At 58.0% G+C, this 24,758-nt stretch carries 20 protein-coding genes; 10 read left to right on the forward strand and 10 right to left on the reverse strand.

The window, feature by feature from the left end:
• Positions 1-235 precede the first annotated feature (235 nt).
• Positions 236-5,272: a leucine-rich repeat domain-containing protein gene (locus tag HBO41_RS02820; RefSeq protein ID WP_169985059.1), complete on the forward strand. Its 5,037-nt coding sequence runs from the start codon at positions 236-238 to the stop codon at positions 5,270-5,272.
• Between the two features lie 7 nt (positions 5,273-5,279).
• Here the strand turns inward: HBO41_RS02820 and HBO41_RS02825 are convergent, their stop codons facing one another.
• The 7 genes from HBO41_RS02825 to acs form a co-directional block, all read right to left on the reverse strand.
• Positions 5,280-6,260, reverse strand: coding sequence for a GlxA family transcriptional regulator (locus HBO41_RS02825; RefSeq protein ID WP_017138427.1), 981 nt, complete (start codon positions 6,258-6,260; stop codon positions 5,280-5,282).
• 245 nt (positions 6,261-6,505) lie between these two features.
• Positions 6,506-7,270 (reverse strand): ABC transporter ATP-binding protein, encoded by a 765-nt coding sequence (locus HBO41_RS02830; RefSeq protein ID WP_003214336.1) that lies wholly within the window; start codon positions 7,268-7,270, stop codon positions 6,506-6,508.
• A gap of 27 nt (positions 7,271-7,297) precedes the next feature.
• Entirely contained in the window at positions 7,298-8,410 is a 1,113-nt protein-coding gene (locus HBO41_RS02835) for a succinylglutamate desuccinylase/aspartoacylase family protein (protein WP_099548199.1), read from the reverse strand.
• 1 nt (position 8,411) lies between these two features.
• Positions 8,412-9,110, reverse strand: a complete 699-nt coding sequence (locus HBO41_RS02840; protein ID WP_058422264.1) for an ABC transporter permease — start codon at positions 9,108-9,110, stop codon at positions 8,412-8,414.
• A complete protein-coding gene (locus HBO41_RS02845) occupies positions 9,107-9,796 on the reverse strand; it encodes an ABC transporter permease (RefSeq protein WP_017138431.1) in 690 nt (229 codons plus the stop codon). The genes HBO41_RS02840 and HBO41_RS02845 overlap by 4 nt, the downstream gene beginning before the upstream one ends.
• 92 nt (positions 9,797-9,888) lie before the next feature.
• Entirely contained in the window at positions 9,889-10,674 is a 786-nt protein-coding gene (locus HBO41_RS02850) for an ABC transporter substrate-binding protein (protein WP_017138432.1), read from the reverse strand.
• 769 nt (positions 10,675-11,443) lie between these two features.
• Positions 11,444-13,399 carry an acetate--CoA ligase gene (acs, locus tag HBO41_RS02855; protein ID WP_056861684.1) on the reverse strand — a complete coding sequence of 652 codons (1,956 nt, stop codon included), beginning with the start codon at positions 13,397-13,399 and terminating at the stop codon, positions 11,444-11,446.
• Between the two features lie 397 nt (positions 13,400-13,796).
• Here acs and HBO41_RS02860 point away from each other — a divergent pair, with 397 nt between their 5' ends.
• The 5 genes from HBO41_RS02860 to HBO41_RS02880 all read left to right on the forward strand — a co-directional run bounded on the left by HBO41_RS02860 (position 13,797) and on the right by HBO41_RS02880 (position 18,318).
• Complete coding sequence (locus tag HBO41_RS02860) at positions 13,797-14,066, forward strand: DUF2790 domain-containing protein (protein ID WP_017138434.1); 270 nt, start codon at positions 13,797-13,799, stop codon at positions 14,064-14,066.
• Between the two features lie 576 nt (positions 14,067-14,642).
• Entirely contained in the window at positions 14,643-15,893 is a 1,251-nt protein-coding gene (locus HBO41_RS02865; RefSeq protein ID WP_017134657.1) for a ribonucleotide-diphosphate reductase subunit beta, read from the forward strand.
• A 358-nt stretch (positions 15,894-16,251) separates the two neighbouring features.
• Positions 16,252-16,788, forward strand: a complete 537-nt coding sequence (locus HBO41_RS02870; protein ID WP_017134656.1) for a Bro-N domain-containing protein — start codon at positions 16,252-16,254, stop codon at positions 16,786-16,788.
• 99 nt (positions 16,789-16,887) lie between these two features.
• Entirely contained in the window at positions 16,888-17,601 is a 714-nt protein-coding gene (locus HBO41_RS02875) for an HNH endonuclease signature motif containing protein (protein WP_080593723.1), read from the forward strand.
• 72 nt (positions 17,602-17,673) lie between these two features.
• Positions 17,674-18,318, forward strand: coding sequence for an HAD-IB family hydrolase (locus HBO41_RS02880; protein ID WP_099550488.1), 645 nt, complete (start codon positions 17,674-17,676; stop codon positions 18,316-18,318).
• A 126-nt stretch (positions 18,319-18,444) separates the two neighbouring features.
• Here HBO41_RS02880 and vapC read toward each other — a convergent pair whose 3' ends face one another.
• The 3 genes from vapC to HBO41_RS02895 form a co-directional block, all read right to left on the reverse strand.
• A complete protein-coding gene (gene vapC / locus HBO41_RS02885) occupies positions 18,445-18,843 on the reverse strand; it encodes a tRNA(fMet)-specific endonuclease VapC (protein WP_017134653.1) in 399 nt (132 codons plus the stop codon).
• On the reverse strand, positions 18,843-19,073 hold the full coding sequence (vapB, locus tag HBO41_RS02890; RefSeq protein WP_017134652.1) for a type II toxin-antitoxin system VapB family antitoxin: 231 nt from the start codon (positions 19,071-19,073) through the stop codon (positions 18,843-18,845). Before vapB ends, vapC begins: the two co-directional genes overlap by 1 nt.
• Before the next feature lie 285 nt (positions 19,074-19,358).
• Complete coding sequence (locus HBO41_RS02895; RefSeq protein ID WP_169985061.1) at positions 19,359-20,318, reverse strand: LysR family transcriptional regulator; 960 nt, start codon at positions 20,316-20,318, stop codon at positions 19,359-19,361.
• A gap of 193 nt (positions 20,319-20,511) precedes the next feature.
• Between HBO41_RS02895 and argH the strand changes: the two genes are divergently transcribed.
• The 4 genes from argH (at position 20,512) to HBO41_RS02915 (ending at position 24,612) form a co-directional block, all read left to right on the forward strand.
• Entirely contained in the window at positions 20,512-21,939 is a 1,428-nt protein-coding gene (argH, locus tag HBO41_RS02900) for an argininosuccinate lyase (protein WP_169985063.1), read from the forward strand.
• 158 nt (positions 21,940-22,097) lie between these two features.
• On the forward strand, positions 22,098-22,976 hold the full coding sequence (locus HBO41_RS02905) for an amino acid ABC transporter permease (protein WP_017134649.1): 879 nt from the start codon (positions 22,098-22,100) through the stop codon (positions 22,974-22,976).
• A 24-nt stretch (positions 22,977-23,000) separates the two neighbouring features.
• Positions 23,001-23,765, forward strand: a complete 765-nt coding sequence (locus HBO41_RS02910) for an amino acid ABC transporter ATP-binding protein (RefSeq protein ID WP_017134648.1) — start codon at positions 23,001-23,003, stop codon at positions 23,763-23,765.
• A 25-nt stretch (positions 23,766-23,790) separates the two neighbouring features.
• Positions 23,791-24,612 (forward strand): ABC transporter substrate-binding protein, encoded by an 822-nt coding sequence (locus HBO41_RS02915; RefSeq protein ID WP_169985065.1) that lies wholly within the window; start codon positions 23,791-23,793, stop codon positions 24,610-24,612.
• Positions 24,613-24,758: the final 146 nt, after the last annotated feature.

A 24,758-nucleotide genomic window follows, 5' to 3' on the forward strand; every position in this document is an offset into this window, starting at 1 on the left:
TTTTCAGCGCGGCCTTGCCGCCAAGCGACAACTTCTTATAGCGCCAACCCGCGTTTTTGGCGGGTTTACGCCAATGCGACAAATAGCGTCGCAATGGCGCAGTTTAAACGTTGCATCGTTTGAGAGGCAGGGGCATCGCCTGCTGATTTCGAAGGTTGTATTAACTATCTGCCCCCTGTACGCCAATCAGACTTGCTGTGATGACGGTGACTCAACCCACTGAAGGATCAGCCACGTGCCTCCCCTGACTCAAACCACGCTCACCCAACACCTGACACTCACCGCCAGCAGGGTGCCCGCCGGGGCTCACACCCGCCTGCCGCAATGGCTGGGCAACGCCTCAAGCGCGCGGCGCGAGACTTTGAAAAACACCCGGCTTGAGTTTGCCGATTGGCAGGCCGACACCCGCCGCCAGCAACAAGCCCCCCTCCAGCAAGCCATGGCCGAGAGCTGGGCCACGCAAAACCAGCTCGACACCGCCCTGGCAGCGCTGCAAGCGCCCCAAGCGTTCGCGGCACCCTTGCTGCAACAGGGTCTTACTTCCCGCTTTGGCATTGAGCTGGATGTCACCGCCACTTACCTGCGCCTTTACGCCCCCGTGACGGTTCCGCTGTTCCCTGTGGACTTGGGAGGCGTCAAGGCCTGGACCGTGTCGCTGGTGGATGCAGCGCTGCACAATTTCGACGCCGCCGAAGGCGAAAAAGCCGCTTACACCACCGACTCCACCTTCATCACCCAACCCTCAGCCGCTGGGCAATTCGACACCCTGCCCGCTGTGACCGAAAAAATCAGCATCGCGCAATTCGTCGGACTGTGCCGCGAGCTGGACATCGGCGCGCAGTACCAACGCTACCTCAAAGGCTTTTTCGGCTTCCAGAACGCCACGCTGCAGGCATCGCTGCGCAGCAAGGTGATCGCCAATCTCAAAGCCGAGGCGCAAACCTGCGTGCACATGGCGCGCCTGAAAAAAGACGCGAGCGAATCGACGCTGCGCACACTCCAGGCGCAGCTCGACGGCCTCAGAGGCTTGACACTCCAGGGCAAGGTACTGCTCAACCACGACCTGAGCCTGATGGGCGCACCGCTGACCGGCATAGTGCTGTTCGCCGCCGACCTGGAGCAGCACCGAAGCGCAGTCCCCATAGTGGCGTACATTCCCGGCGACCCACTGGCGCCCCTCAAGTATTACCCCGACGGCACAGCATTCATGCGCGACCTGGCCGACAAGCTGCGCGACGCCGACTACCAGGCGTTTTTCAGCCGCTTCGTCAACCAAGAATACCGCGGCTACTTCTTTGCAGACCTCAACAGCCGGCTATCCAAAGTCGTCTGGCACTCGCCGCAGCCCGGCGACTCACGCCCCGCCTGGCGCGACGAACCGGTGGTCAACCCGAACCTGCAATTCTATGCAACGAAAATCACCGGTGATCTTTACGAACACCTGTACGAGACCAAGCTCGACAAGCTGCTCAATGACGCTCGGGTAACCGCCATCTCCACCGCAGACGCCGACAGCAAGGCACGCTGGCAACGCTGGGACATTGTGCAGAAGGTTGCTAACGCCATTCTCGAAGTCGCCGCCTTCATCGTGACCCCTTTCCTTCCACCACTGGGCGCGCTGATGCTGGGCTACACCGCTTACCAACTGCTCGACGACGTATTCGAGGGCATCATCGATTGGGCTGAGGGCCTCAAGCGTGAAGCCTTCGGGCACCTGATGTCGATCCTCGAGCAAATGGTGCAACTGGGTATGTTCGCAGTCGGCGCACCGATTGCCGAAGGTTTGCTGCGACAGGCACTGCCCAACGAACTGTGGCGCTTTTTTGAGCGGCTCACCCCGGTCACAACTGACGGCAAGACCCGCCTGTGGAAGCCCGACCTGGCGCCCTACACCCATGACATTCAACTACCGCCCGAGTCACGCCCCAATCACGAAGGGCTATATGCCCATGCGGATAAACAGATCCTGACACTCAATGGACAACACTTCTCCATCAAGAAGAAATTGGGTAACACTTTCCTTGCCCACCCTACCCGCGCGCACGCTTACCGCCCGCAAATCATCAGCAACGGCAAGGGCGCCTGGCTGACAGCAACAGATCGCCCGCTGACCTGGGATCGCAGCACCTTGCTGCGTCGACTCGGCCCACCGGCTGACACACTCAGTGAGACGCGCCTGGAATGGGCGCATCGCATCAGCGGCGCCGACGATGCCGCCCTGCGCAAGCTGCATATGGACCGCCAACCACCGCCTCCACTATTGGCCGACACCCTCAAGCGCGTCGCCATTGATCAGCAACTGCAAGACTTTATCGACCAGATGAACAGTGACGACCCTGCGCAGTATCAAAAAGCCGACCCGCAAACCCAGCTTTGGCTGTTGAGTCAGACCGGCCTGTGGCCCGAGTCCAAGACCTTGCGCTTTCTCAACGCGAAAGGTGAGACCGTCTGGGAGCATAAAGGCCAGGAAAACTCGGCGGTGGCGCAGATACATGAAGCCCAGATGAAAAATGGTGATTTTCTCAAAACGCTGCTGGAAACCCTGGACGAATCAGAACGCAAAATCCTGCTTGAGGAAGAATTCGGCACCCCCGCCACCCAACTGCACGTGCGCGCGGCCAAATTGCGTAAACAGCTGGCACGCCAAGCCCAGGCCAAGCGCGCTTCATTGTTTGACTCCCGCTACCGAGGGCTGGAAACCACCGATGACCCGCGCCTGCAAAAAATCATCGACAGTGCGCCCGGCCTGCCCACCAGTGCGGCGCACGAGGTGCTGTTCGGCGCCAGCGGCCAAGACCTGTTGGCCATGGATCAAGGTAGTCTGCCACCCCACCTGGTGGAGCGCGCACGCTGGGCTGCGCATCAGGTCAGGATCAGTCGAGCGTATGAAGGGTTGTACATGGATGCCCTGGAAAGCAACGACACAGAACAACTCGCGTTGCATTCCCTGGAAAAGCTGCCGGGGTGGTCGCCGCAGGTACGCCTGGAAGTGCGCGACTTCAGCCGCACCGGTACGGTACGGGACACCATCGGCCCGCTGCAGGCACCGATCCAACGCACCTTGGTGCGCGCCATTGATGGCGGTTACGTTCCCGAAGACGGCAAGGGCACCCTATTCGGCGAAACCGACCTCTATACCGCTGTGCTCCAGGCACTGCCCGACGCGCAACGCGACGCGCTGGGTATCCACATTGGCCAAGGCCCACTGCTGAAACAGACCTTGCGCCAGTACGCGCTGGCCCGTGAGCCGCTGGGGGAGCTGCTGGCAACTGCGCCAGTGCGCAAGCCCTTTTACGACCCCAAGCTGATGCGCTTGCCAGGCGGCATGGAGGGTTACGACGCGAGTGCCCCTGGCAACACAAATAACCTTGAGGCGCTGTTAGTACACGAACTGTATCCCCGCCTCGCCCCAGCAGAAGTGGACCATGTACTGAACGCCATGCGAAGCCACCCTGGCTCGCCCTTACAGACGCTTCATTATTTGAAGGCTGAATTTTCACGACTGGAAACCGACCTCGCGACCTGGCGCTCCAACCTCTCTCAAACCTTCCTCAACACCGAAGTACCGCTTTTCTCCTCAACCGTTGCCGAAGAGAAACTTAATCGCTGGATCTGGACCCACCAATTGCTCCGTGCCTGGCGGCACGAGACCCCGGAGGACAGCGAGTTTTCTCTTGGCCGCCAACTGCACCTCGACGCCCCCTTGCAAAGCGAACTGCCCACCATCAGTGCCAACTTCGACCACATCTGCAACCTGAGATTGAAGGGTTATCCCACCACCCAAGGCGTACCCGCCTTTTTGGCCCACTTCCCCAACCTGCGCACGCTGGATATCAGCGACATAGCACTCAACACACTGCCTCCCGAGGTCATGGCGCGCACCCAGCTCAATCGGCTGACGCTGAGCAATTGCAACCTTAACCTGACCACACAAAGCCGTGCACAGCTTGCCACTTTGAGCCAATTGAGAAGCCTGGACCTTTCCCGCAACTACCAGCTGTCACTTTCTCCCAACCTTGGGCAAATGCCTGAGTTGCAGACGCTGAACCTTAGCCAGACGCATATTTCGCTATTCCCCGAACACCTGATCAATCGCCCTCAGCTCACGAGCGCCGACCTCAGCGGCAACTACCTGAGCAGGCTACCCGACGCGCTGTTCAGCCTGCCCGCCGAACGGGCTAGAGCGTTTGATTTGTCGGGCAACCCCCTTTCACGCGCCACCCTGGAAAAGATCAAACGTTACTGCCAGAGAACCGGCGAACACTTCGGCGCAGACGCCAACCCATTCGAGCGTCGCTTGGTTCATGAGCTTTACCCCACCTTCACTGAGGACGAGGCGAATAATTTTATCTTCAGGTTGCCCGGTGAGCTGAATGACTCAATGCCCGCACTCCTGCGCTTGAAAACCGACTACGAGCGACTGCAAACAGACTTGCAGGAGTGGGCATTGGATATACCTGAACGGTACCCGTTCATAGACACGCCCATGGACGAAGGCGTACGAGCGCAACAGCAACTGCTTCGCCACCAGCTCAAGGCCTTGCTGGAGGAAAGCTGGCGACGGGAGACCGGTCTGGATTCAAGCCAGGAGCCGCCGACCACCGATCATGAAATGGCGCTGAAACTGCCTTTACTCGGCGATTTACCGGTGCTGAATATGGACTTTAAACATGTGTCGAAACTGGAGTTGAGCGCAGAGCAAGCCACCTCAATTCCCGAAGGCTTTCTTGTGCGTTTTCCCAACCTGGAAACCCTGCATATTCATCGTTATGCCCTGCCGGACATTCCTGCCGATGTGTTCAAGCTGACCAAACTCAAGACACTGATCCTGTCCCATAGCCGTATGCGGTTGACCGCAACCAGCGCCGACGCCTTGAGCGACCTGCAAAACCTTGAGTACCTGGACCTCAGTGGTAACCCCCTGGGAATCACGCCCGACGTCAGCAAGATGTCCGGGTTATCCACCCTGATCATCGAAAATGCCGACCTTACCGAGGTACCCAACGGGACGTTCAACCTGCCATCCCTCGATCAACTGGACCTGAGAAACAACCGGATAACCGAACTTCCCACTGACCTGCTTGAGGTGGCGCCGGACAGGGCCGATGGTTTCGTTCTGGGCGGCAACACGTTCTCGCCTGAAACGATCACCCTGCTGGTGCCGTATTACAACCGCACCGCAGTGGACTTTGGCATCCCGGAGGTCAGGCAGCGCGCGCAACTCAGCCCAACGTCGTCAACCGACGTATCAGAAGAAGAAACCGAACAATAAAAGCCACTCAACCACGCTCGGACGGCACCGACGACAATTCAAACGGGCTGCTGCTACGCCGCTGGTTACGGTCTTCACGCGGGGTGGCGCCAAAGAAGTTGCGGTAAGCGCTGGAGAAGTGCGGCCCCGAGGAGAAGCCGCACGACAGGCCGATCTGGATGATCGACTTGCTGGTTTGCATCAGCATCTGGCGGGCCTTGTTCAGGCGCAGTTCCAGGTAATACTGGCTGGGAACGCGGTTGAGGTATTGCTTGAAGATGCGCTCGAGTTGTCGTCGTGACACGCACACATGCTGGGCGATTTCGTCGGTGGTCAGCGGCTCTTCGATATTGGCTTCCATCAGCAGCACGGCCTGGGTCAGCTTCGGATGGCTGGAACCCAGGCGGTTTTGCAGTGGGATGCGCTGGCGCTCGCCGCCTTCGCGAATGCGCTCCACCACCAGTTCTTCGGAGACCGCACCGGCCAGTTCGGCGCCGTGATCACGGGCCAACACCGCCAGCAGCAGATCGAGTACCGACATGCCGCCACAGGCGGTCAGGCGGTCGCGGTCCCAGTCAAACAGATGGCTGGTGGCGATTACCTTGGGGAAGCGCTCGGCGAAGTCGTCCTGCCAGCGCCAGTGCACGGCGGCGCGGTAGCCGTCGAGCAGACCCAACTGAGCCAAGGGATACACACCGGCCGACAACCCGCCGATCACGCACCCGGCGCGCACCAACTGCTTGAGTGCAGTACTGAGTTGGGACGCAATGACGGTAGGTGGTTCGTCCGCCAGCAGGAACAGCTTCTGAAAGCCTTCAAGCTTGCCGGCCCACGGTTCGCCCGGTAATTGCCAGGCACCTTCGGTGCGCGGCTCGGCCTGCAAGAACGACAGTTCGTACACCACGTCCGGATGCACCCGCTGAGCAACGCGCAAAGCCTCCTCAGCCAGCGCAAGCGTGAGTGCTTTTGTGCTGGGCCAAATTAGGAAACCAATTTTATGGGCGGTCATTTAGGGGCTATCCGAAGCGAGTAACAGTAATGAAGACAAGGGCCAATGCTAGCCGGTAAACGAACACAAATCTCAAAACATATGGAGAACCAATGTGGGAGCTGGCTTGCCTGCGATGGCGGTGGGTCAGTTGCCACACTGGTTACTGATATATCGCTATCGCAGGCAAGCCAGCTCCCACAGGGAACGAGGCGACCTCAAGGCTGCGAAATATGCACTATTTGAGTGCACAAAAGCAGTCTTGATTATTTCAAGCTACCGGAAAGAAACTGCTGCAACCGCTCGGACTGCGGGTTCACCAGCACTTCACGCGGGTTGCCACGTTCTTCGACGATGCCTTTGTGCAAAAACACCAACTGGTTCGAGACTTCACGGGCAAAGCCCATTTCGTGGGTCACCACCACCATGGTGCGGCCTTCCTGGGCCAGGTCCTGCATCACCTTGAGCACTTCGCCGACCAGCTCCGGGTCGAGGGCCGAGGTCGGCTCGTCGAACAGCATCACCTCCGGCTCCATTGCCAGGGCGCGGGCGATGGCCACGCGCTGCTGCTCGCCGCCGGACATGTGGCCGGGGAACGCATCCTTACGATGGCCCACACCAACTTTGGCCAGGTAGTGCTCGGCCTTTTCACGCGCGTCTTTTTTCGACATGCCCAGCACGTGCACCGGCGCTTCCATCACGTTTTCAAGCGCAGTCATGTGCGACCACAGGTTGAAATGCTGGAACACCATGGACAGGCGCGAACGCATGCGCTGCAGCTGTTTCGGGTCGGCGGCCTTCATGGCGCCGTCCTTGTTGGCCACCAGTTTCAGCTCTTCGTTATTGAGCAGAATCTTGCCGGCGTGGGGTTGCTCCAGCAGGTTGATGCAGCGCAAAAAGGTACTTTTGCCCGAACCACTGGAACCGATGATGCTGATCACATCACCGGCCGCGGCGGCCAGGGACACGCCTTTGAGCACTTCATGACTGCCATAGCGTTTATGCAGGTCTTGGACTTCAAGTTTGTACATGCGGTCGGTTCTCACAAAAACAGGTGGTCAGTCGTTGAGCAAGCGCCCGTGGCGCAGCGCTTCGCGCCCCGCCACCTTGGCCAGCCAGAAACCCGCTTGGGCATAACGTAGCCGTTCAACGGCAAACAACACCCCGGACGTCCCCGCGCAAACAATGCTGACGCGGTCGGTCAGAGGGTCAATCACTTCAAAAATCTCATCGCCCGCTTCTACCCGATCACCGGCTTTACGCAGGTAACTGATCACCCCGGCATGGGGCGCAAACAGCAACTCGGTGCCTTCGAAGGGCAAGCCTTCGCACGCGTCGTATTGCGGCGCCGGCCATTGGCCGGTGATCAAGCCTTGCTCGGCGAGGAACGCGAGGATGCCTTCGGCGTGGAAAATCGCTTCATCACGGCCGGTGTCGGCCTGGCCGCCCAATTCCAGGGTAGTCGCCAGGCACGCCAGCGGAACCTGTGCCTCGGGGAACGCCTGTGACAGACGCAACCACGGCAGCGAGCAGGCTTCATCAAACGAACTGCCGCCCGAGTCTTCCGCCAGCAGGCCGACTTTCACACCCAGGTGCGCCGACAACGAGCGCCACTGCGGCCAGTGCTGGGGCAACGCATACATGTGCAACGCGGCTTCGGCGTCGCAATGCAGGTCCAGGACGATATCGGCGGTGCAGGCGTGGCTCAGCAAGATGCGCTGCATGCCTTGCAGCTGGCTGCTCGGCGCGGGCAATGCATTGAGTGCGTCGGTCATCGCCTGGCGGATCATGCGCACATTCGCGTGCGGGTCATCGCCCAGCTTGCCCTTGAGCAACTCGGCAACCGGCGCGCTCAGCTCGACGAAATCACGGTTGAAATTCTTGCCGCTGCCGACTTCGAAACGCCCCTGGTGGCTGCCTTGCAGCAATTGGCCCAGGCCCATCGGGTTGGCCACCGGCACCAGCTCGATCACCCCGTTGAGGGCGCCTTGCTGTTCCAGTTCAGTGAGGCGCTTTTTCAGCTCCCACGCGGCGCGCATCCCCGGCAATTCGTCGGCGTGCAGGCTGGCCTGGATATAGGCCTTGCGCTCGCCACTGCCGAAGCGAAATACGCTCAGCTGACGCTCACAACCCAGGTGGCCCCAGGGCAACAGGTGATCGATACGTTCCATATCAATGCTTCCGTGGAGCCAGGTAGCTCAGCCAGCGGCGCTCGGCCAACTTGAACAGGCGCACCAGGATAAAGGTCAGGCACAGGTAGAACACGCCGGCGGTGATATAGGCTTCGAACGGCAAGTAATACTGGGCGTTCACGGTGCGTGCAGCACCGGTGATGTCGATCAAGGTGACGATGGACGCCAGACTGGTGGTCTGCAGCATCATGATCACTTCGTTGCTGTACTGCGGCAGCGCGCGGCGCAAGGCCGACGGCAGCAGGATGCGGCGGTACAGCTTGTAGCGCGACATGCCCATGGCCTTGGCCGCCTCGATCTCCCCATTCGGCGTGGCCTTGAGGCTACCGGCGATGATTTCGGCGGTGTAGGCGCTGGTGTTGATCGCAAACGCCAGGCACGCGCAGAACGTGGCGCTCGACAGCAGCGGCCACAGGAAGCTTTCGCGCACGGCTTCGAATTGCGCCAGGCCGTAGTAGATCAAAAACAGCTGCACCAGCATCGGCGTGCCGCGGATCACGTAGGTGTAGAGCCAGGCCGCACCGTTGATGACCGGCTGCTTGGACACGCGCATCAAGCCCAGGGGCAAGGCGGCGAGCAGGCCGAAGAACAGCGAAATGGCCAGCAGTTTCAGGGTGGTTGCCAGGCCGCCAAGGTACAGCGGCATGGCTTCCCAGATGACGTTGTAGTCGAAGATCATAGATCAGCCGCCCTTACGCCTACCGAGTAGCGCTTCTCAAGATAACGCAGGGCCAGCAACGACACGCTGGTGATCACCAGGTACATCGCCGCCACTGCGAGGAAGAAGGTAAAAGGCTCACGGGTGGCGTCTGCCGCCTGTTTGGCCTTGAACATCATGTCTTGCAGGCCCACCACCGAGATCAGCGCGGTGGCCTTGGTGAGTACCAGCCAGTTGTTGGTGAAACCGGGGATCGCCAGCCGAATCATCTGCGGCACCATCACCCGGAAAAACACCTGGAAACTGCTCATGCCATACGCAAGGCCGGCCTCGGCCTGGCCCTTGGGGATGGCCATGAAGGCGCCACGGAAGGTTTCCGAGAGGTAGGCGCCAAAGATGAAACCCAGGGTGCCAATACCGGCGGCCAAGGGGTTCAAGTCGATATAGTCGTCATAGCCAAGCATCGGCGCGACGCGGTTTAACAAGTCCTGGCCGCCGTAGAAAATCAGCAGAATCAGCACCAGGTCGGGGATCCCGCGGATCACCGTGGAGTACAAGTCACCCAGCCAAGCCAACCAGCGCACCGGCGACAGGCGTAACGCGACCCCGATCAGACCCAGAACAATGGCCAAGGCCATGGACGACAAGGCGAGCTGAAGCGTCAACCATGCGCCATCGAGGATGACAGCCCCGTAGCCGTTCAACATGATTCAGGTCCTCGAAAAGGGGGATGAAAAAATGGCGCAAACTTCAGAATCTTCTGTTGCTTGCGCCATTTAGGACAGACAGCTGCGACGAGTTACTTAGGGTCAGCGCCGTAAATATCGAAGTCGAAGTACTTGTCCTGGATTTTCTTGTATTCGCCGTTGGCACGGATCGCGGCAATCGCAGCGTTGATCTTGTCCAGCTCGGCCTTGTCGCCTTTACGCACAGCGATACCGATGCCGTCACCGAAGTACTTGGCGTCGGTGAACTGTGGGCCCACGAACGCGTAGCCTTTACCGGCAGGGGTTTTCAGGAAACCGTCTTGCAGCAGGGTGGCGTCGGCCACGGTGCCGTCAAGGCGACCGGCTTCCACGTCCAGGTAGATTTCGTTCTGCGAGCTGTAAGGCACAACCGTGACACCTTTAGGGGCCAGGACTTCCTTGGCGAAACGATCGTGGATCGAACCGCGTTGCACGCCGATTTTCTTGCCTTTGAGTTCATCCAGGCTGTCGCTGACAGTGGTGCCTTCCTTCATCACCAGCTGCGCTGGGCTCAGGTAGTAGCGGTTGGTGAAATCCACAGACTTCTTGCGGTCTTCAGTGATGGACATGGACGACAGGATCGCATCGATCTTGCGCACTTTGAGCGCAGGGATCAGGCCGTCGAATTCCTGCTCGACCCATACGCACTTGACCTTCATCTCTGCGCACAGCGCGTTACCGATGTCGTAGTCAAAACCAACGATGCTGCCATCCGGCGCCTTCGAGGCAAACGGAGGGTAAGCCGCTTCGATACCAATCTTCAGGGGCTTTTCATCAGCGAAGGCCTGCATGGACAGCACGGACAGCGCCAGGGCGCCCAACAGCACAAGTTTCTTCATCTTGGGACTCCATCGGTATAGGGCAAAAAGCAGAATGAGCCGTGGCCCACGATGCGACTTAAGTGAAACCGAATAGCGGTGCTGCGTCCTACCCTGAATTGATACAGGAGACGACGAGCGAGTGATCGGCATTCTAACGACAGGCCGGAAGCCGATATTTCCTCAATGCGACAACAATTTACAGAAGCACTGAGAAAGCGGTTCCAGCACATTGACAGCCTCTGGATTTTATGCAGAGACAAAAGATATTAAACCTGTTGATGCTGCAAATTGCGGGCCTATTATTCGCAAACCCTTCTAGCACGGCAAGTCTGGCGTTTAATCTTATTTCTGAGGGTGTCTAAAACGCGGGTTTTCGGGGCGCAGGCGTAGCACATTGCCTCAGGATTGGGCGTGGGGTTACACATTTAGGCTGGACGGTAACATTCAGAAACCTCCTACGAAAGAAACCGATATTTATTGGCCTACACACAGATCGTTCCCACGCTCCGCGTGGGGATGCATCCTGTGACGCTCTGCGTCACGCCTCAAGAGCAGACGCGGAGCGTGGGAACGATCAGACTCCGGCCATGAAACACATTCCAAATGTGGGAGCTGGCTTGCCTGCGATAGCGGCCTGTCAGCTAACCCACCTGTGCCTGATACGCCCTCATCGCGGGCAAGCCAGCTCCCACAGTGATCCGGTTTCGCCAGTGCTATCGAAATCAAACCCCACAAAAAAGCCCCACCCGGCTCACGCCGAATGGGGCTTTATCCTACCCAGCCCGCCTTACGCGACGTTCATGGTCTTGTGCGTCTCAATCAAATGCGCCACCACACCTGGGTCAGCCAGGGTGGAGATATCCCCCAACCCGTCATACTCAGCCGTAGCAATCTTGCGCAGAATCCGGCGCATGATTTTCCCCGAACGCGTCTTCGGCAAGCCCGGCGCCCACTGGATCACATCCGGCGAGGCAATCGGTCCGATCTCTTTGCGCACCCAGTTTTTCAGTTCCAGGCGCAGCGCTTCGTTAGGTTCTTCGCCATTCTTGAGCGTGACATACACATAGATGCCCTGCCCCTTGATGTCATGCGGTACACCCACCACCGCCGCTTCAGCAACTTTCGGGTGCGCAACCATAGCGCTTTCAATCTCGGCGGTGCCCATACGGTGGCCGGAGACGTTCAACACGTCGTCCACCCGCCCGGTGATCCACCAGTAGCCGTCTTCATCGCGGCGCGCACCGTCGCCGGTGAAGTACATGCCACGGAAGGTCTTGAAGTAAGTGTCGACAAAACGGTCATGGTCGCCATACAGCGTGCGCGCCTGGCCCGGCCATGAATCGAGGATCACCAGGTTGCCTTCGGCAGCGCCCTCGATGATGTTACCGAGGTTGTCCACCAGCGCCGGCACCACACCAAAGAACGGGCGCGCCGCCGAACCCGGCTTGAGCGCGTGGGCACCCGGCAGCGGGCTCATCAAGGTGGCGCCGGTTTCGGTCTGCCACCAGGTATCGACAATCGGGCAACGGGATTGGCCGACATTCTTGTAGTACCAATCCCAGGCTTCCGGGTTGATCGGCTCACCCACCGACCCGAGCAGACGCAGGCTGCTGCCATCCACACCTTCGCAGGCAGCAGTGCCCGAGGCCATCATCGCGCGGATCGCGGTCGGCGCGGTGTAGAGGATATTGACCTTGTGCTTGTCGACGATCTTGCCGACCCGCGTGATATCCGGGTAGTTCGGCACACCTTCAAACAACAGCGTGGTCGCGCCATTGGCCAACGGGCCGTAGACGATATAGGTGTGGCCGGTGACCCAGCCGACGTCGGCGGTGCACCAATAGATTTCGCCTGGGCGGTAGTCGAACACACGCTCGTGAGTCAGGGCTGCGTACAACAAGTAGCCGCCAGTGGTGTGCTGCACGCCTTTAGGCTTGCCGGTGGAACCCGAGGTATAAAGGATGAACAGCGCTTCTTCGGCGCCCATCTCCTTAGGCGCACACACAGTGCCCGCCACTTTCATCAAATCTTCGTACCAAATGTCGCGATGCTGGTTCCACTTGATGTTGCCATTGGTACGCTTGCACACGATGACTTTCTGGATGCTGCTGGTTTCCGGGTTGGTCAGCGCGTCGTCGACGTTGGCCTTCAGCGGAATTTTCTTACCGGCGCGAATGCCTTCGTCGGCGGTGATCACCACCTTCGACTTACAGTCGATAATGCGACCGGCCAGGGCTTCCGGTGAAAAACCGCCAAACACCACGGAGTGAATCGCACCGATGCGGGTACAGGCCAACATGGCGACCACGGCTTCGGGGATCATCGGCATATAGATAGTCACCACGTCGCCGCGATGCACATCCTGGCCGCGCAGGGCGTTGGCGAACTTGCAGACTTCTTCATGCAGCTCGCGGTAGGTGATGGTGCGGCTTTCGGAAGGGTCATCGCCCTCCCAGATGATCGCAGCCTGATCACCACGCTCGGCGAGGTGGCGGTCCAGGCAGTTGTAGGAAACGTTGAGGGTGCCGTCGGCAAACCATTTGATGTCGACATGGTGGTCGTCGAAAGAGGTCTGCTTGACCGCAGTGAAAGGCTTGACCCAGTCAAGGCGCTTGGCTTGCTCGCGCCAGAAGCCATCGGGGTTGACCACCGACTGCTGGTACATGGCCTTGTAGGTCGCCTCGTCGGTCAGCGTGTTGGCTGCTACTTCGGGGCGAACGGGGTACAGGGAAGCCGCACTCATCTTTCTTACCTCGGTGACAATAGTTGTTTTTGTATGCCCTGTTGTAGCCGGGGCGCCCCCATAGAACCATTCGACGATGGTAGTAACAAGCCCCTACAAAATGCCCTGCTATGCCCTTTCAGGGCTCTGGCCCACGGCCTGCGCGGCTTTGGCGCCTGATGAAAAAACCTTTACCACGGGATTGTTACAAAAACCGCCAATAGTGTTTATCAAAAGCACGGGTATATGAATAAAACCCACAGGCCTAAAATCAACTCCGCCAACAAGGCAACGTGATTAACACCGTAACAGCCCCCACGAAGGCAACGTTAATCCGAACTTCCCAACTCTTAAGTTACACACGCGGCCTCATAAGGGCCCCGTGACCCCTTTCGCCCTGAAGAAGGTAAATACAGTAATGAAAGCTCTCGTAGTTATGGCCCTCAGCAGCTTGTGCGCCACCGCCGCCCTGGCCGATGAGGCCCCGACCGAGCTGGCCGGCCAGAACGCCCCGATTGTTGAAGATTACACCTACAGCACACACTTGGATGTGGCCAAAGTATTGTCCATGAGCAACATCCCTGATGTCTGCAACGTTGTACCGGTACAAATGGAATATGAAGACTCGCAAGGTCAGCGTCATATTCTTAATTATCAAGTGATGGGCAATGGTTGCTCTAACGGGTAATAACTTTTTCAGTAAGATTTAAACCCGGATCTTGGTCGCCGCAAGAAATCGTTCTTGCGGCCAAGAACCGCCCTCTGGCCCACCGCCCACCCAATGTGGGAGCTGGCTTGCCTGCGATGGCGATCCCAGCCAAACACACCCCATACAGCCCTCCACCACTCCCCCTCTCTGGCCCTACAAAAACTATCCCACCGCCCGTCAAAAAATTCCTACCCCAGCAAAGCCTTGCAAACACACGCTCTGGCCGAAAACCACAGCATTTTGGCCCTCCATCGTGACCATCGGCCGCAACACAAAGCCGATTTTTTCCCTATAATGCGCGGGTAAATCGGGCCTGCAATATCCCTTTACACCGGGATGAAGAGCCAGACCTGAGGCCTTCGCGCAAGCACGCACCTGTCGCTGCGCACCTCAAGCCTCAAGCAGAACCCGTAACCCTATTCCGTTTAATTGCCTGCGCGAGCTGTTGCAACAAACGATTCCTTAAGATCCACCGCGGCCTCTGGGCCGTGTGAACACCCAACCATCCGGTTTCACACGGGCACCTTTGAGCCCTCACGCAGGAGACGACACGTCATGCTGAGCTGGGACGAATTCGACAAAGAAGAAGAAGGCGAAGTAGCCGCCAAAGGCGCCAACGCCGGCCACGCCACCGAAGCCAACATGGACCGCCTCGACGGTGCCGGCGCTGCCGCCGCCATCGAAGCCCGCGCCGTCACCGCCAATGACTCCGCCGCCATCGTGCGCGCCAAGGCCGCCCTGGACAAACTCGACGTCGCCGAAGGCCTCGCCGAACTCGAAGGCTCCGCCGCCCGCGTCGCCGTTGACGAAAAGCGCATGATCAACTGCCGCGCAGACCTCAACCAACTCGTACCCTTCAAGTACGACTGGGCCTGGCAGAAGTACCTCGACGGCTGCGCCAACCACTGGATGCCGCAAGAGGTCAACATGACCGCCGACATCGCCCTGTGGAAAAACCCCGAAGGCCTCACCGACGACGAACGCCGCATCGTCATGCGCAACTTGGGCTTCTTCTCCACCGCCGACTCCCTGGTTGCCAACAACCTGGTACTGGCCGTGTACCGCCTGATCACCAACCCGGAGTGCCGCCAGTACATCCTGCGCCAGGCCTTCGAAGAAGCGATCCACACCCACGCCTACCAGTACTGCATCGAATCCCTGGCCATGGATGAAGGCGAGATCTTCAACATGTACCACGAGATTCCATCGGTCGCTAAAAAAGCCGCCTGGGGCCTCAAATACACCCGTTCGATCTCCGATCCGAAGTTCGAAACCGGCACCGTCGAAACCGACAAAGAACTGCTGCGCAACCTGGTCGCCTACTACTGCGTCCTGGAAGGCATCTTCTTCTACTGCGGCTTCACCCAGATTTTGTCCATGGGCCGCCGCAACAAAATGACCGGCGTGGCCGAACAGTTCCAGTACATCCTGCGCGACGAGTCGATGCACCTGAACTTCGGTATTGATGTGATCAACCAGATCAAAATCGAAAACCCGCACTTGTGGGATGCTGAAATGAAGGAAGAAGCGACCCAGATGATTTTGCAGGGGACGCAGCTGGAGATTGAATATGCGCGAGATACCATGCCGCGTGGGGTGTTGGGGATGAATGCGGCGATGATGGAGGATTATCTGAAGTTTATTGCTAACCGTCGTCTGTCGCAGATTGGCTTGAAAGAAGAGTATCCAGGCACCACCAACCCGTTCCCGTGGATGAGTGAGATCATGGACTTGAAGAAAGAGAAGAATTTCTTCGAAACCCGCGTGATCGAGTATCAAACCGGCGGCGCGTTGAGCTGGGATTGATTCCTAAGCCAAGCAACATTAAGAAGCCCTGAATTATTCAGGGCTTTTTTATGCCCCCTTGATCTGTATAGGAGCCGTCTTACACCAAAATCATCCATAGAAAGGTTGATACGAATTTCGATGCTGAATAGTCTCGTCTACCGGTGCCTAAGAAACGCCCAACGTAGCTGCTAGCCTCACTCACACAGTCAAAAAATCGCATGGCTAATCATGCGGAATGAATACTGTATCGAGGCCAAGCAAGTTGGAGTTTTTTAAAACCCGCTCTCTACGTTGGGTTCCCACCCTTCTGTAAATCACGTAGAGGTCATAGGAAGTGTCTAGCCAATATCTACTCAACTTGCCTAACGCTGAAGGTATGCTCACATCCGAGCTTTCAATCGCCTTAGTTTTTACTCGTCATAATCTTCAATTACATGCCCTCCTTCTAGAAAACCAAGCGTGGTTCTGTGCGCGTGACCTTGGACGTTTGATGGGGTGGTTCTTAGACGAGCGCACGACTCGCAAGCTCGATGAAGACCAACGAAGAACTCTAAAACTGCTGTTCCACGGTCAGCCCGAAGAAATGCTGATGATCAGCGAATCCGGTGCTTACGCGCTGTTGGTCTATCACTACACACCCGGAAACCGCCTGCTGCGTAGTTGGCTCACTCATGAAGTGGTTCCAATGTTGAGGGACGAGCGTCAGCCACGAACGGTGGAACGACCGTTGTTGAGCATGTTGGATTGGCCGGAGATGTCGTTGAACCTGTTGCATTGGCAAGATGAAGGCTGGATAAGGCTTCGGGATATGCCGTATCTACTGGTTAACCGGACGTACCGGAGGGAGACCATAAAGACTCCATGGTGGCGAAAGCTCACCCAAGTTTTCCGAATAAAGCAGCGAATGTACTGACGCAAACGAACGGCAAGTCCCACCGACTCGTAGGAAATTTCGTAGACGCAATAATGGCTACTCAGTATCGTCCGAGGGTTTTCTACCCTCGGCGGCTGTATGGATACGAAAAAAAGTAATACCGGATGGAGCGATCAGGAGCTTGAAGCGTCCGTCGATGCCTATCTGAAAATGTGGACCCTTGAACGAAGTGGTCAAGCCTTTAAAAAATCAGATGAGAACCGGTTACTGCGAGAGGGGCCACTCAACCTGCGCAGCGCTTCGTCAATTGAATATCGCATGCAGAATATCTCTGCGGTATTTGAACAGCTGGGTTTGCAACGTATCACTGGCTATATGCCTGCGAAAAACATCGGTGCCGGAGTGAGTGAGCGTATTCGCAAGGTGCTAGCAACAAAACCTGGCCTGCACGCTGAGCTTGGTCTGGCAGCCGTAGATAAGCCACTGCCCGGCGAGCGCCCGACTTTTTCGAAGCCTTTCCTTGTAATCGAGCCACAAGGCATTCTGAATCCACGGCAGTTGTTTACTGTCAGTCTTTCTTACGCACGCGCAGAGCATGTACGAAAGCTGGTTCTACAGTTTGCGAATGGGATCTGCGAAGGTTGCGACTTGCCAGCACCTTTCGCTGGAGTTGATGGCCAGCCATTTCTTGAAGTACATCACGTCAAGCACCTCGCCCAGAAGGGTTCGGATCGCACGACCAATGCTGTAGCCTTGTGCCCCAATTGCCATCAGCGTTGTCACCGGTCGAGTGACCGGGAGGCTTTCACTGAGGGGCTTTACTCCAAAGTCGGAAGATTGGCACGGGAGTAAACTCCAGTGGTCACACCTGATGAACGCTCAAAAAACACTAGATAGGACCGAGGCCAACCCGTGAACCCAGACATGCTCGAAGCCGGCCCCATCGACGCCAAAGTACTCTCCGTCTTTGACTTCGACGGCACCCTCACCCACCACGACAGTTTCGTGCCCTTCCTCAAATTCGCCTTCGGCCCCGGCGAGTTCTATGGCCGGATGGTCAAACTCGCCGTGCCTGGGCTGCGTTTTTTGCTGCAGCAAATCAGCCGGGATGAGTTGAAGGCGCAGTTGATCCGCACCTTTATGACGGGCGTGGAGAAGGCGTGGGTGCAGCAGCAGGCTGAGGCGTATTGCCAGCGTTATTGGACCAAGTTGATGCGCCCCAAGGGCTTGCAGTCGGTGGAAGATGAGGTGAAGTCCGGGGCGGTGGTGACGCTGTGTTCGGCGTCGCCGGCGTTGGTGTTGCAGCCGTTTGCGAATCGGCTGGGGATCAAATTGATTGGCACTGAGCTTGAGGTGGTCGACGGCGTGTTGACGGGCAAGCTCACGGGGAATAATTGCCGTTGTGAGAACAAGGTGCTGCGGCTTGAGGCGGTGTATGGGGATTTGGGCGAGTATCGGCTAAGGGCCTGGGGCGATACGCGTGGGGATCGGGAGTTGTTGGCGGCGGCGCAGGATGCGCATTTTCGGCATTTTCATTCGAAGAAGAAGCGCGCCAAGTTGCAGCGGTGATGCGGGTGGGTGGGGTCGGCGGGTGGACCGAGGCGATCCTATCGCTGCCTCGCTGGGGCTCGAGAGCTCCCACAGGTTGATCGGCGTCAGGCTGGACGCACTTAGCATGGGTGCCAAGAGGTCAGCTCACACCCAATCTTCTACCCGCAATCCTGGCACGCGGTCGAACTCGCGTCGATTATTCGTGACCAAAATCAGACCCTGCGAACGGGCATGCCCGGCGATCATCTGGTCATAGGGACCTATCGGAGTACCCGCTCTAGCCAGCTCTGCGCGAAGCTGCCCAGTATGTATCGCGGCGTCTTGGTCGTATTTTAAAACCTCCAGGCGCGCAGCAAACCCTTCTACGTCGGCGAGGTTTCGCTCCGGGTTAGCTGATTTTTCAGCACCGTAAATCAACTCCATCAGGGTCACTGTACTAATACCCAGTTGGCCATGGTGCCTTTTGAAGGTTTCACGCACCTGTTGGGGTTTGTTTTTGATGGTGAAGATGCAAATGTTGGTATCTAGCATGAACTTGAGCATTAAAAAGATTCCCGCTCTTGTTCCGCTGGTTGCTCGCGGTCGGTCATGAAGTCAGGCGTGACCCCCTCGCCATCAAACCAGCTGTCCCATGACTCACCGGCTGGGGTGATGATTCTGGCTCTTCCGATAGAGATGACATCTACGCGCTTTACATCGTCCGGCATGGCAGCAGCTTTTGGCAAACGTACCGCTTGGCTGCGGTTGCTTTGGAATACAGAACCTTGGTCCATGATGGCCTACCTCTAGTGATCGTTTAATATCGCAACGCTACACCACAGCCTGGATATGTCAACGGGATATACATTTCGTTACGGGTCGAACCGCTGGTAATACCCTGCATTCACGAAAACACCAAAGAGCATTTGAATTTTATAAAAAATCCACTCTTCGCGCCAAAAACGTTAATGGCTTACTGAGAGGTGACGCAGGTAAATGGGTTTGGCAGGTTGACCGAGTCGATCCGTTCGCTGTCTCGCTGGGGCTCGAGAGCTCCCACATTTGAACATTGTTGAGGCTTAGGCCGGCGTCTTCAGGTCCACGCCCAGCGCTGTTGCAAAGGCTTTCACCATCGGGCTTCTCGGCGCGTTGTGGCGCAGGATCAGGTTGAACGCGGTGCTCAGGTGAACCTGTTCCGGGCACAGTGCGCGCAGGCGCCCGTCCCTTATCAATGGCGCGGCGTAGTGTTCCGGCAAAAAGCCCAGGAAGCGCCCGGTGAGGATCAGGATGGCGACGGCTTCCACCTGTGAGGCCGAGGCAGACTGACTGTCGTAGGTGACGAAGTTGGCTTTGTCGCGATGGATCGCGTACCGGTGGTTGACCACTTCGTATTGGCGCAGCACGTCTGGGGTGATGTCACTCGCGTTGAACAGCGGGTGTCCTACGGCGCAGTAAGCGTGGGCTTTTTCTTCGTAGAGGGGGAAGTAGTCGAATTCTTCACGGCGCTGGTACACCGGCACGATACCGACGATCAGCCGCCCCTCCACCACGCCGCGTTCAACTTCGTCGAGTTGCGAGGCATGTAGGCGCAATCTAATTTTTGGCGATTCGCTGTGTAATTTCCCCAGCGCGGTAATTAGCGGCGAATTAACGTCGGACACGGTGTTATCAATTACACCGACACTAAGGTCACCAATAAGCTCGTTTTGCGCCGAACTAAGCTTGTCGCGAAAACTGTCCACCGAGGTAAATAGCTCGATGGATGCTTGATACACCAACTTGCCTTCTTCGGTCAGGCCGAACCCTTCGCGGCCCCGCGTACACAAGCGCATGCCGATGCGAATTTCAAGGTCGGAGATCTGTTTGCTGATGGCCGCCAGGCCCACGTTCAGCTCGTTTTGCGCGGCACTGAAGCCGCCGGCTTCGACCACGGCCATGAACACGCGCAGCAGTTTGAAGTCCAGCCCGCTCAGTTGCAGCGGCGGTCGTGTGCCGGGTTTTGGCGGCATGTTTCCAGAAGTGGAAAGTGGGGTTTCCATAATACGCGTTGACCTCAAGTGCCATATTCAACAGGCTTCAACCCAATCCTTGAACATAGCCAGGCGGCGATAATGAACATAAACATCCGCCCTTGGCAACCTTGAATACGGCGCGTCAGACGCTGGTTCAGTCTAGTTGAAATCTTATTTTTACTGCCTCCGACTCTTCTAAAAACAAGCGTGAGGAATACCGATGTCCCAGCCCACCGATCGCCTTTGGGGCGCTCGTTTCAAGACCGGCCCGTCTGCTGCTTTGGCCGCGTTGTCGCGTTGCCCTGAGCGCTATTTCCGCCTGACGCCCTACGACCTGGCCGGTTCGCGTGCCCATGCCCGTGAGTTGCAGCGCGCCGGTTTGCTGGATGAGTCGGAGACCTTGCGTACCCTTGAGGCCCTGGACCGTATCGGTGACGATTTCGCCGCCGGGCGCCTGCATCCGACCCTGGACGACGAGGACGTACACACCTTTATCGAACGCGTATTGACCGAGCGCCTGGGCGCCTTGGGCGGCAAGTTGCGCGCCGGGCGTTCGCGTAACGATCAGACCGCCAATGACCTGCGCCTTTTCCTGCGCGACCATGCGCGCACCATCACCACCGAGGTGTTGAGTTTGCAGCAGGCGTTGGTGGCGCAGGCCGAGCAACACATCGAAAGCATTTGCCCAGGGTTCACCCATTTGCAGCAGGCGCAACCGATTGTGTTTGCCCATCACTTGTTGGCCCACGCCCAGTCGATGTTGCGTGATGTGCAACGGTTGGTGGATTGGGATGCGCGTACGGCGTTGTCGCCGTTGGGTGCGGCGGCGATGGCCGGTTCCGCAATTGCGCGCCAGCCGGAGCATTCGGCCAAGGAAATGGGTTACACCGGGCCATGCGAAAACTCCATTGATGCTGTCGCCAGCCGTGACCATGTGGCGGAGTTTCTGTTTGTGGCGGGCATGCTCGGGGTGAATATTTCGCGGCTGTCGGAGGAGTTTTGCCTGTGGTCGTCGCGCCAGTTTCGCTGGGTGGTGCTGGACGATGCCTACGCCACCGGCAGCTCGATCATGCCGCAGAAAAAGAACCCGGACATTGCCGAACTGGCGCGGGGCAAGGCTGGGCGTTTGATTGGCAACCTGACCGGGTTGATGTCGACGCTCAAGTCGTTGCCGCTGTCGTACAACCGCGATTTGAGTGAAGACAAGCACAGCGTGTTGGACAGCGTCGACACCTTGCTGCTGGTACTGCCGGCGATGGCCGGGATGGTGGCGACCATGAAGGTGCAGGTGGAGGAGCTGCGCAGGCAAGCGCCGATGGGTTTCACCTTGGCAACTGAGGTGGCGGATTGGCTGGCTACCCGTGGCGTGCCGTTTAAAGAGGCGCATGAGATTACCGGCGCGTTGGTGCAAGCCTGTGAGCAGCATGAGATTGAGTTGTGGGAAGCCTCGCCGGCGATGTTGGCGCAGGTGGATGCGAGGTTGCTGCCTGAAGTACGTGAGTGCCTGACCCTGGAGGCCGCGATTGCGGCGCGCAGTGGGTGGGGTGGCACGGCGCCGGAGCGGGTGCGGGAGCAGATTGGGCGGTTGAAGCTGGCGTTGGCGGCTCAGCAAAAATGGGCTGAGAGTTACACCGGATTCCGAATCTGATCGTTCCCACGCTCTGCGTGGGAATGCCGCCCAGGACGCTCCGCGTCCCGTTACATGGCTCCAATTCTGCGCAATGGTGACGCGGAGCGTCACGGGATGCATTCCCACGCAGAGCGTGGGAACGATCGTGCAACACCTATATTTTTTGGAGTAGCACCATGAACCAAACCCCGGCGGAGCGCTTGGAAGCCGAGCGCAAGTTGTCCGAGAACCAGTTCGATATTACGCAGTACGAGCATGTGCCGCGGCGGTATTACGGGCGGATGTTTTTTGCCACGTTGATCGTGATCGCATTGGCCGCGCTACTGCGCGCATTTGCCAATGGCCAGATCGAATGGTCCTACATCGGCCAGTTCCTCACGTCTGAGGCCATCCTCTGGGGGCTGGTGAATACCATTGTCATGTCGATTTTGGCGATGGCGCTGGGTGTGGTGATCGGGGTGATCACAGCGATCATGCGCATGTCGGCCAACCCGATCCTGCGTTATGTGGCCATCACTTACACCTGGCTGTTCCGCGGTACGCCGCTGATTTTGCAGCTGCTGCTGTGGTTCAACCTGGCGCTGATTTTCCCGGTGATCGCGATTCCCGGCCTGTTCAGCATCGACACCGTCGACCTGATGACGCCGTTCGTGGCCGCCCTGCTCGGCCTCAGCATCAACCAGGGCGCCTACACCGCCGAAGTGGTGCGCGCCGGCTTACTGTCGGTCGACACTGGCCAATATGAAGCGGCCAAGTCTATCGGTATGCCGAGCCTGCAAGCACTGCGTAGGGTGATTCTGCCGCAGGCCATGCGCGTAATCATTCCACCGGTAGGCAACGAGTTCATCAGCATGGTGAAAATGACCAGCCTGGCCAGCGTGATCCAGTACTCGGAGCTGCTGCACAACGCGCAAAACATCTACTACGCCAACGCGCGGGTCATGGAGCTGCTGATTGTGGCCGGCATCTGGTACCTGGCGGTGGTGACTGTTCTTTCATTTGGTCAGAGCCGCCTCGAGCGTCGTTTTGCCCGCGGCGCCGGCAAGCGTTCGTAAGTTTGGGTTGAGGAGATTTGCCCCATGAGAAGCATCGTCAAGGCCGTCAACCTGAACAAGTATTACGACCAGTATCACGCGCTGCGCGACATCAATATTGAGGTCGAGCAAGGCGAAGTGATGTGCATCATCGGCCCGTCCGGCTCGGGTAAAAGTACGCTGCTGCGTTGCGTCAACCAGCTGGAAAAAATCGACAAGGGCGGCCTGTGGGTCGACGGCGAGCTGGTCGGCTACCGGGTGGTCGGCAACAAGCTGCATGAGATGAATGAATCGCAGATTGCCCGCCAGCGCCTGGCCACCGGCATGGTGTTCCAGCGTTTCAATTTGTTCCCGCATATGACCGTGTTGCAGAACATCATCGAAGGCCCGGTGCAGGTGCTCAAGCGCTCGCCCAAGGAAGCCATCGAAGATGCGCTGGAGTTGCTGGCCCGCGTGGGTCTGGCGGACAAGCGCAATGCATACCCGGTGGAATTGTCCGGCGGTCAGCAACAACGTGTGGCTATTGCTCGCGCCTTGGCGATGCGCCCCAAGTTGATGTTATTCGACGAACCCACGTCAGCCCTCGACCCGGAGCTTGTGGGAGAAGTGCTGTCGGTGATGCGTGATTTGGCCACCACCGGCATGACCATGATCGTGGTCACCCATGAGTTGGGCTTCGCCCGCGAAGTCTCCAACCGCATGGTGTTTATGGATGCTGGCCAGATTGTGGAAGCCGGCAGCCCCGAAGAAATTCTAATAAGCCCACAAAACCCGCGTACCCAAAGCTTTATTTCTGCCGTTCGCACTTAACTAAAAAACTAACGAGAACGCCCCCATGAAAAAATTGTTTATCCCCACGTTGCTCGCAGGCCTGATGGCCTCCACCTGTGTATTGGCGGCATTGCCGGCAGCAATCAAGGAAAAAGGCGAGATCAGCGCGGCCATCGTGCCGAACTACCCGCCGATGGATTTCAAGGACACCGCCACCAATAAACTCACCGGCCTGGACTTTGACCTGGGCAATGCCCTGGCTGAGCGCCTGGGTGTGAAGATCAAATGGCAGGAAACCGGCTTCGAGCAGATGCTCAGCGGCCTGACCACCAAGCGCGTCGACATTGTGCTGTCGGGCATGAGCGACACCGCCGAACGCCAAAAGGCCGTGACCTTCATCGACTACTTCACCAGTGGCCCGCAGCTGTACACCCTGGCCAAGCGTGAAGACCTTCAGGCATTGACTGACCTGTGCGGTAAAAAAGTCGGCACCAGCCGCCGTACCACCTGGCCGTCGGAGATTGCCGCATGGAGCAAAGAAAACTGCGAAGCGGCCGGTAAGCCAGCCATTGTGGTGATCGGCACCGAAGGCTCGGCAGATGCGCGCGCGCAGTTGCAGCAGAACCGTCTGGATGCGGCGATGCAGGGCAGCGAGACCATTCCTTATCTGATGGCGCTGGACAAGGGTAAGTACAAGCCGGTGGGCCTGGCGATTTCCAAGCAGTTCACGGGGCTGGGGATTGAGAAGAGCAACACTGAGCTGGTGACGGCGATCAGTGAGGCGCTGCAGGGCATGATTGAGGATGGCACCTACGGCAAGATCCTCAAGAAGTGGGATCTGGAGCAGGGTGCGGTGGAAAAAATCTCCATCAATGCGGGCCAGTAAATACACGATCTAGAATGTGGGAGCTGGCTTGCCTGCGATAGCGGTGGGCCAGTAAGAAATATTCAAGCTGACCCACCGCTATCGCAGGCAAGCCAGCTCCCACATTAACTCTGTATTCACATTGGCTCTGTGTTCACTGTTGAGCT

The organism is Pseudomonas sp. WS 5146 (genome assembly GCF_012985495.1).
Taxonomy (GTDB): domain Bacteria; phylum Pseudomonadota; class Gammaproteobacteria; order Pseudomonadales; family Pseudomonadaceae; genus Aquipseudomonas; species Aquipseudomonas edaphica.

Bases quoted from the DNA above. Each gene is read 5' to 3' on its own strand.
- HBO41_RS02825 (WP_017138427.1), bottom strand. From the start codon at position 6,260: ATGACCGCCCATAAAATTGGTTTCCTAATTTGGCCCAGCACAAAAGCA.
- HBO41_RS02830 (WP_003214336.1), bottom strand. From the start codon at position 7,270: ATGTACAAACTTGAAGTCCAAGACCTGCATAAACGCTATGGCAGTCAT.
- HBO41_RS02835 (WP_099548199.1), bottom strand. From the start codon at position 8,410: ATGGAACGTATCGATCACCTGTTGCCCTGGGGCCACCTGGGTTGTGAG.
- HBO41_RS02840 (WP_058422264.1), bottom strand. From the start codon at position 9,110: ATGATCTTCGACTACAACGTCATCTGGGAAGCCATGCCGCTGTACCTT.
- HBO41_RS02845 (WP_017138431.1), bottom strand. From the start codon at position 9,796: ATGTTGAACGGCTACGGGGCTGTCATCCTCGATGGCGCATGGTTGACG.
- HBO41_RS02850 (WP_017138432.1), bottom strand. From the start codon at position 10,674: ATGAAGAAACTTGTGCTGTTGGGCGCCCTGGCGCTGTCCGTGCTGTCC.
- acs (WP_056861684.1), bottom strand. From the start codon at position 13,399: ATGAGTGCGGCTTCCCTGTACCCCGTTCGCCCCGAAGTAGCAGCCAAC.
- HBO41_RS02860 (WP_017138434.1), top strand. From the start codon at position 13,797: ATGAAAGCTCTCGTAGTTATGGCCCTCAGCAGCTTGTGCGCCACCGCC.
- HBO41_RS02865 (WP_017134657.1), top strand. From the start codon at position 14,643: ATGCTGAGCTGGGACGAATTCGACAAAGAAGAAGAAGGCGAAGTAGCC.
- HBO41_RS02870 (WP_017134656.1), top strand. From the start codon at position 16,252: ATGCTCACATCCGAGCTTTCAATCGCCTTAGTTTTTACTCGTCATAAT.
- HBO41_RS02875 (WP_080593723.1), top strand. From the start codon at position 16,888: ATGGATACGAAAAAAAGTAATACCGGATGGAGCGATCAGGAGCTTGAA.
- HBO41_RS02880 (WP_099550488.1), top strand. From the start codon at position 17,674: ATGCTCGAAGCCGGCCCCATCGACGCCAAAGTACTCTCCGTCTTTGAC.
- vapC (WP_017134653.1), bottom strand. From the start codon at position 18,843: ATGCTCAAGTTCATGCTAGATACCAACATTTGCATCTTCACCATCAAA.
- vapB (WP_017134652.1), bottom strand. From the start codon at position 19,073: ATGGACCAAGGTTCTGTATTCCAAAGCAACCGCAGCCAAGCGGTACGT.
- HBO41_RS02895 (WP_169985061.1), bottom strand. From the start codon at position 20,318: ATGGAAACCCCACTTTCCACTTCTGGAAACATGCCGCCAAAACCCGGC.
- argH (WP_169985063.1), top strand. From the start codon at position 20,512: ATGTCCCAGCCCACCGATCGCCTTTGGGGCGCTCGTTTCAAGACCGGC.
- HBO41_RS02905 (WP_017134649.1), top strand. From the start codon at position 22,098: ATGAACCAAACCCCGGCGGAGCGCTTGGAAGCCGAGCGCAAGTTGTCC.
- HBO41_RS02910 (WP_017134648.1), top strand. From the start codon at position 23,001: ATGAGAAGCATCGTCAAGGCCGTCAACCTGAACAAGTATTACGACCAG.
- HBO41_RS02915 (WP_169985065.1), top strand. From the start codon at position 23,791: ATGAAAAAATTGTTTATCCCCACGTTGCTCGCAGGCCTGATGGCCTCC.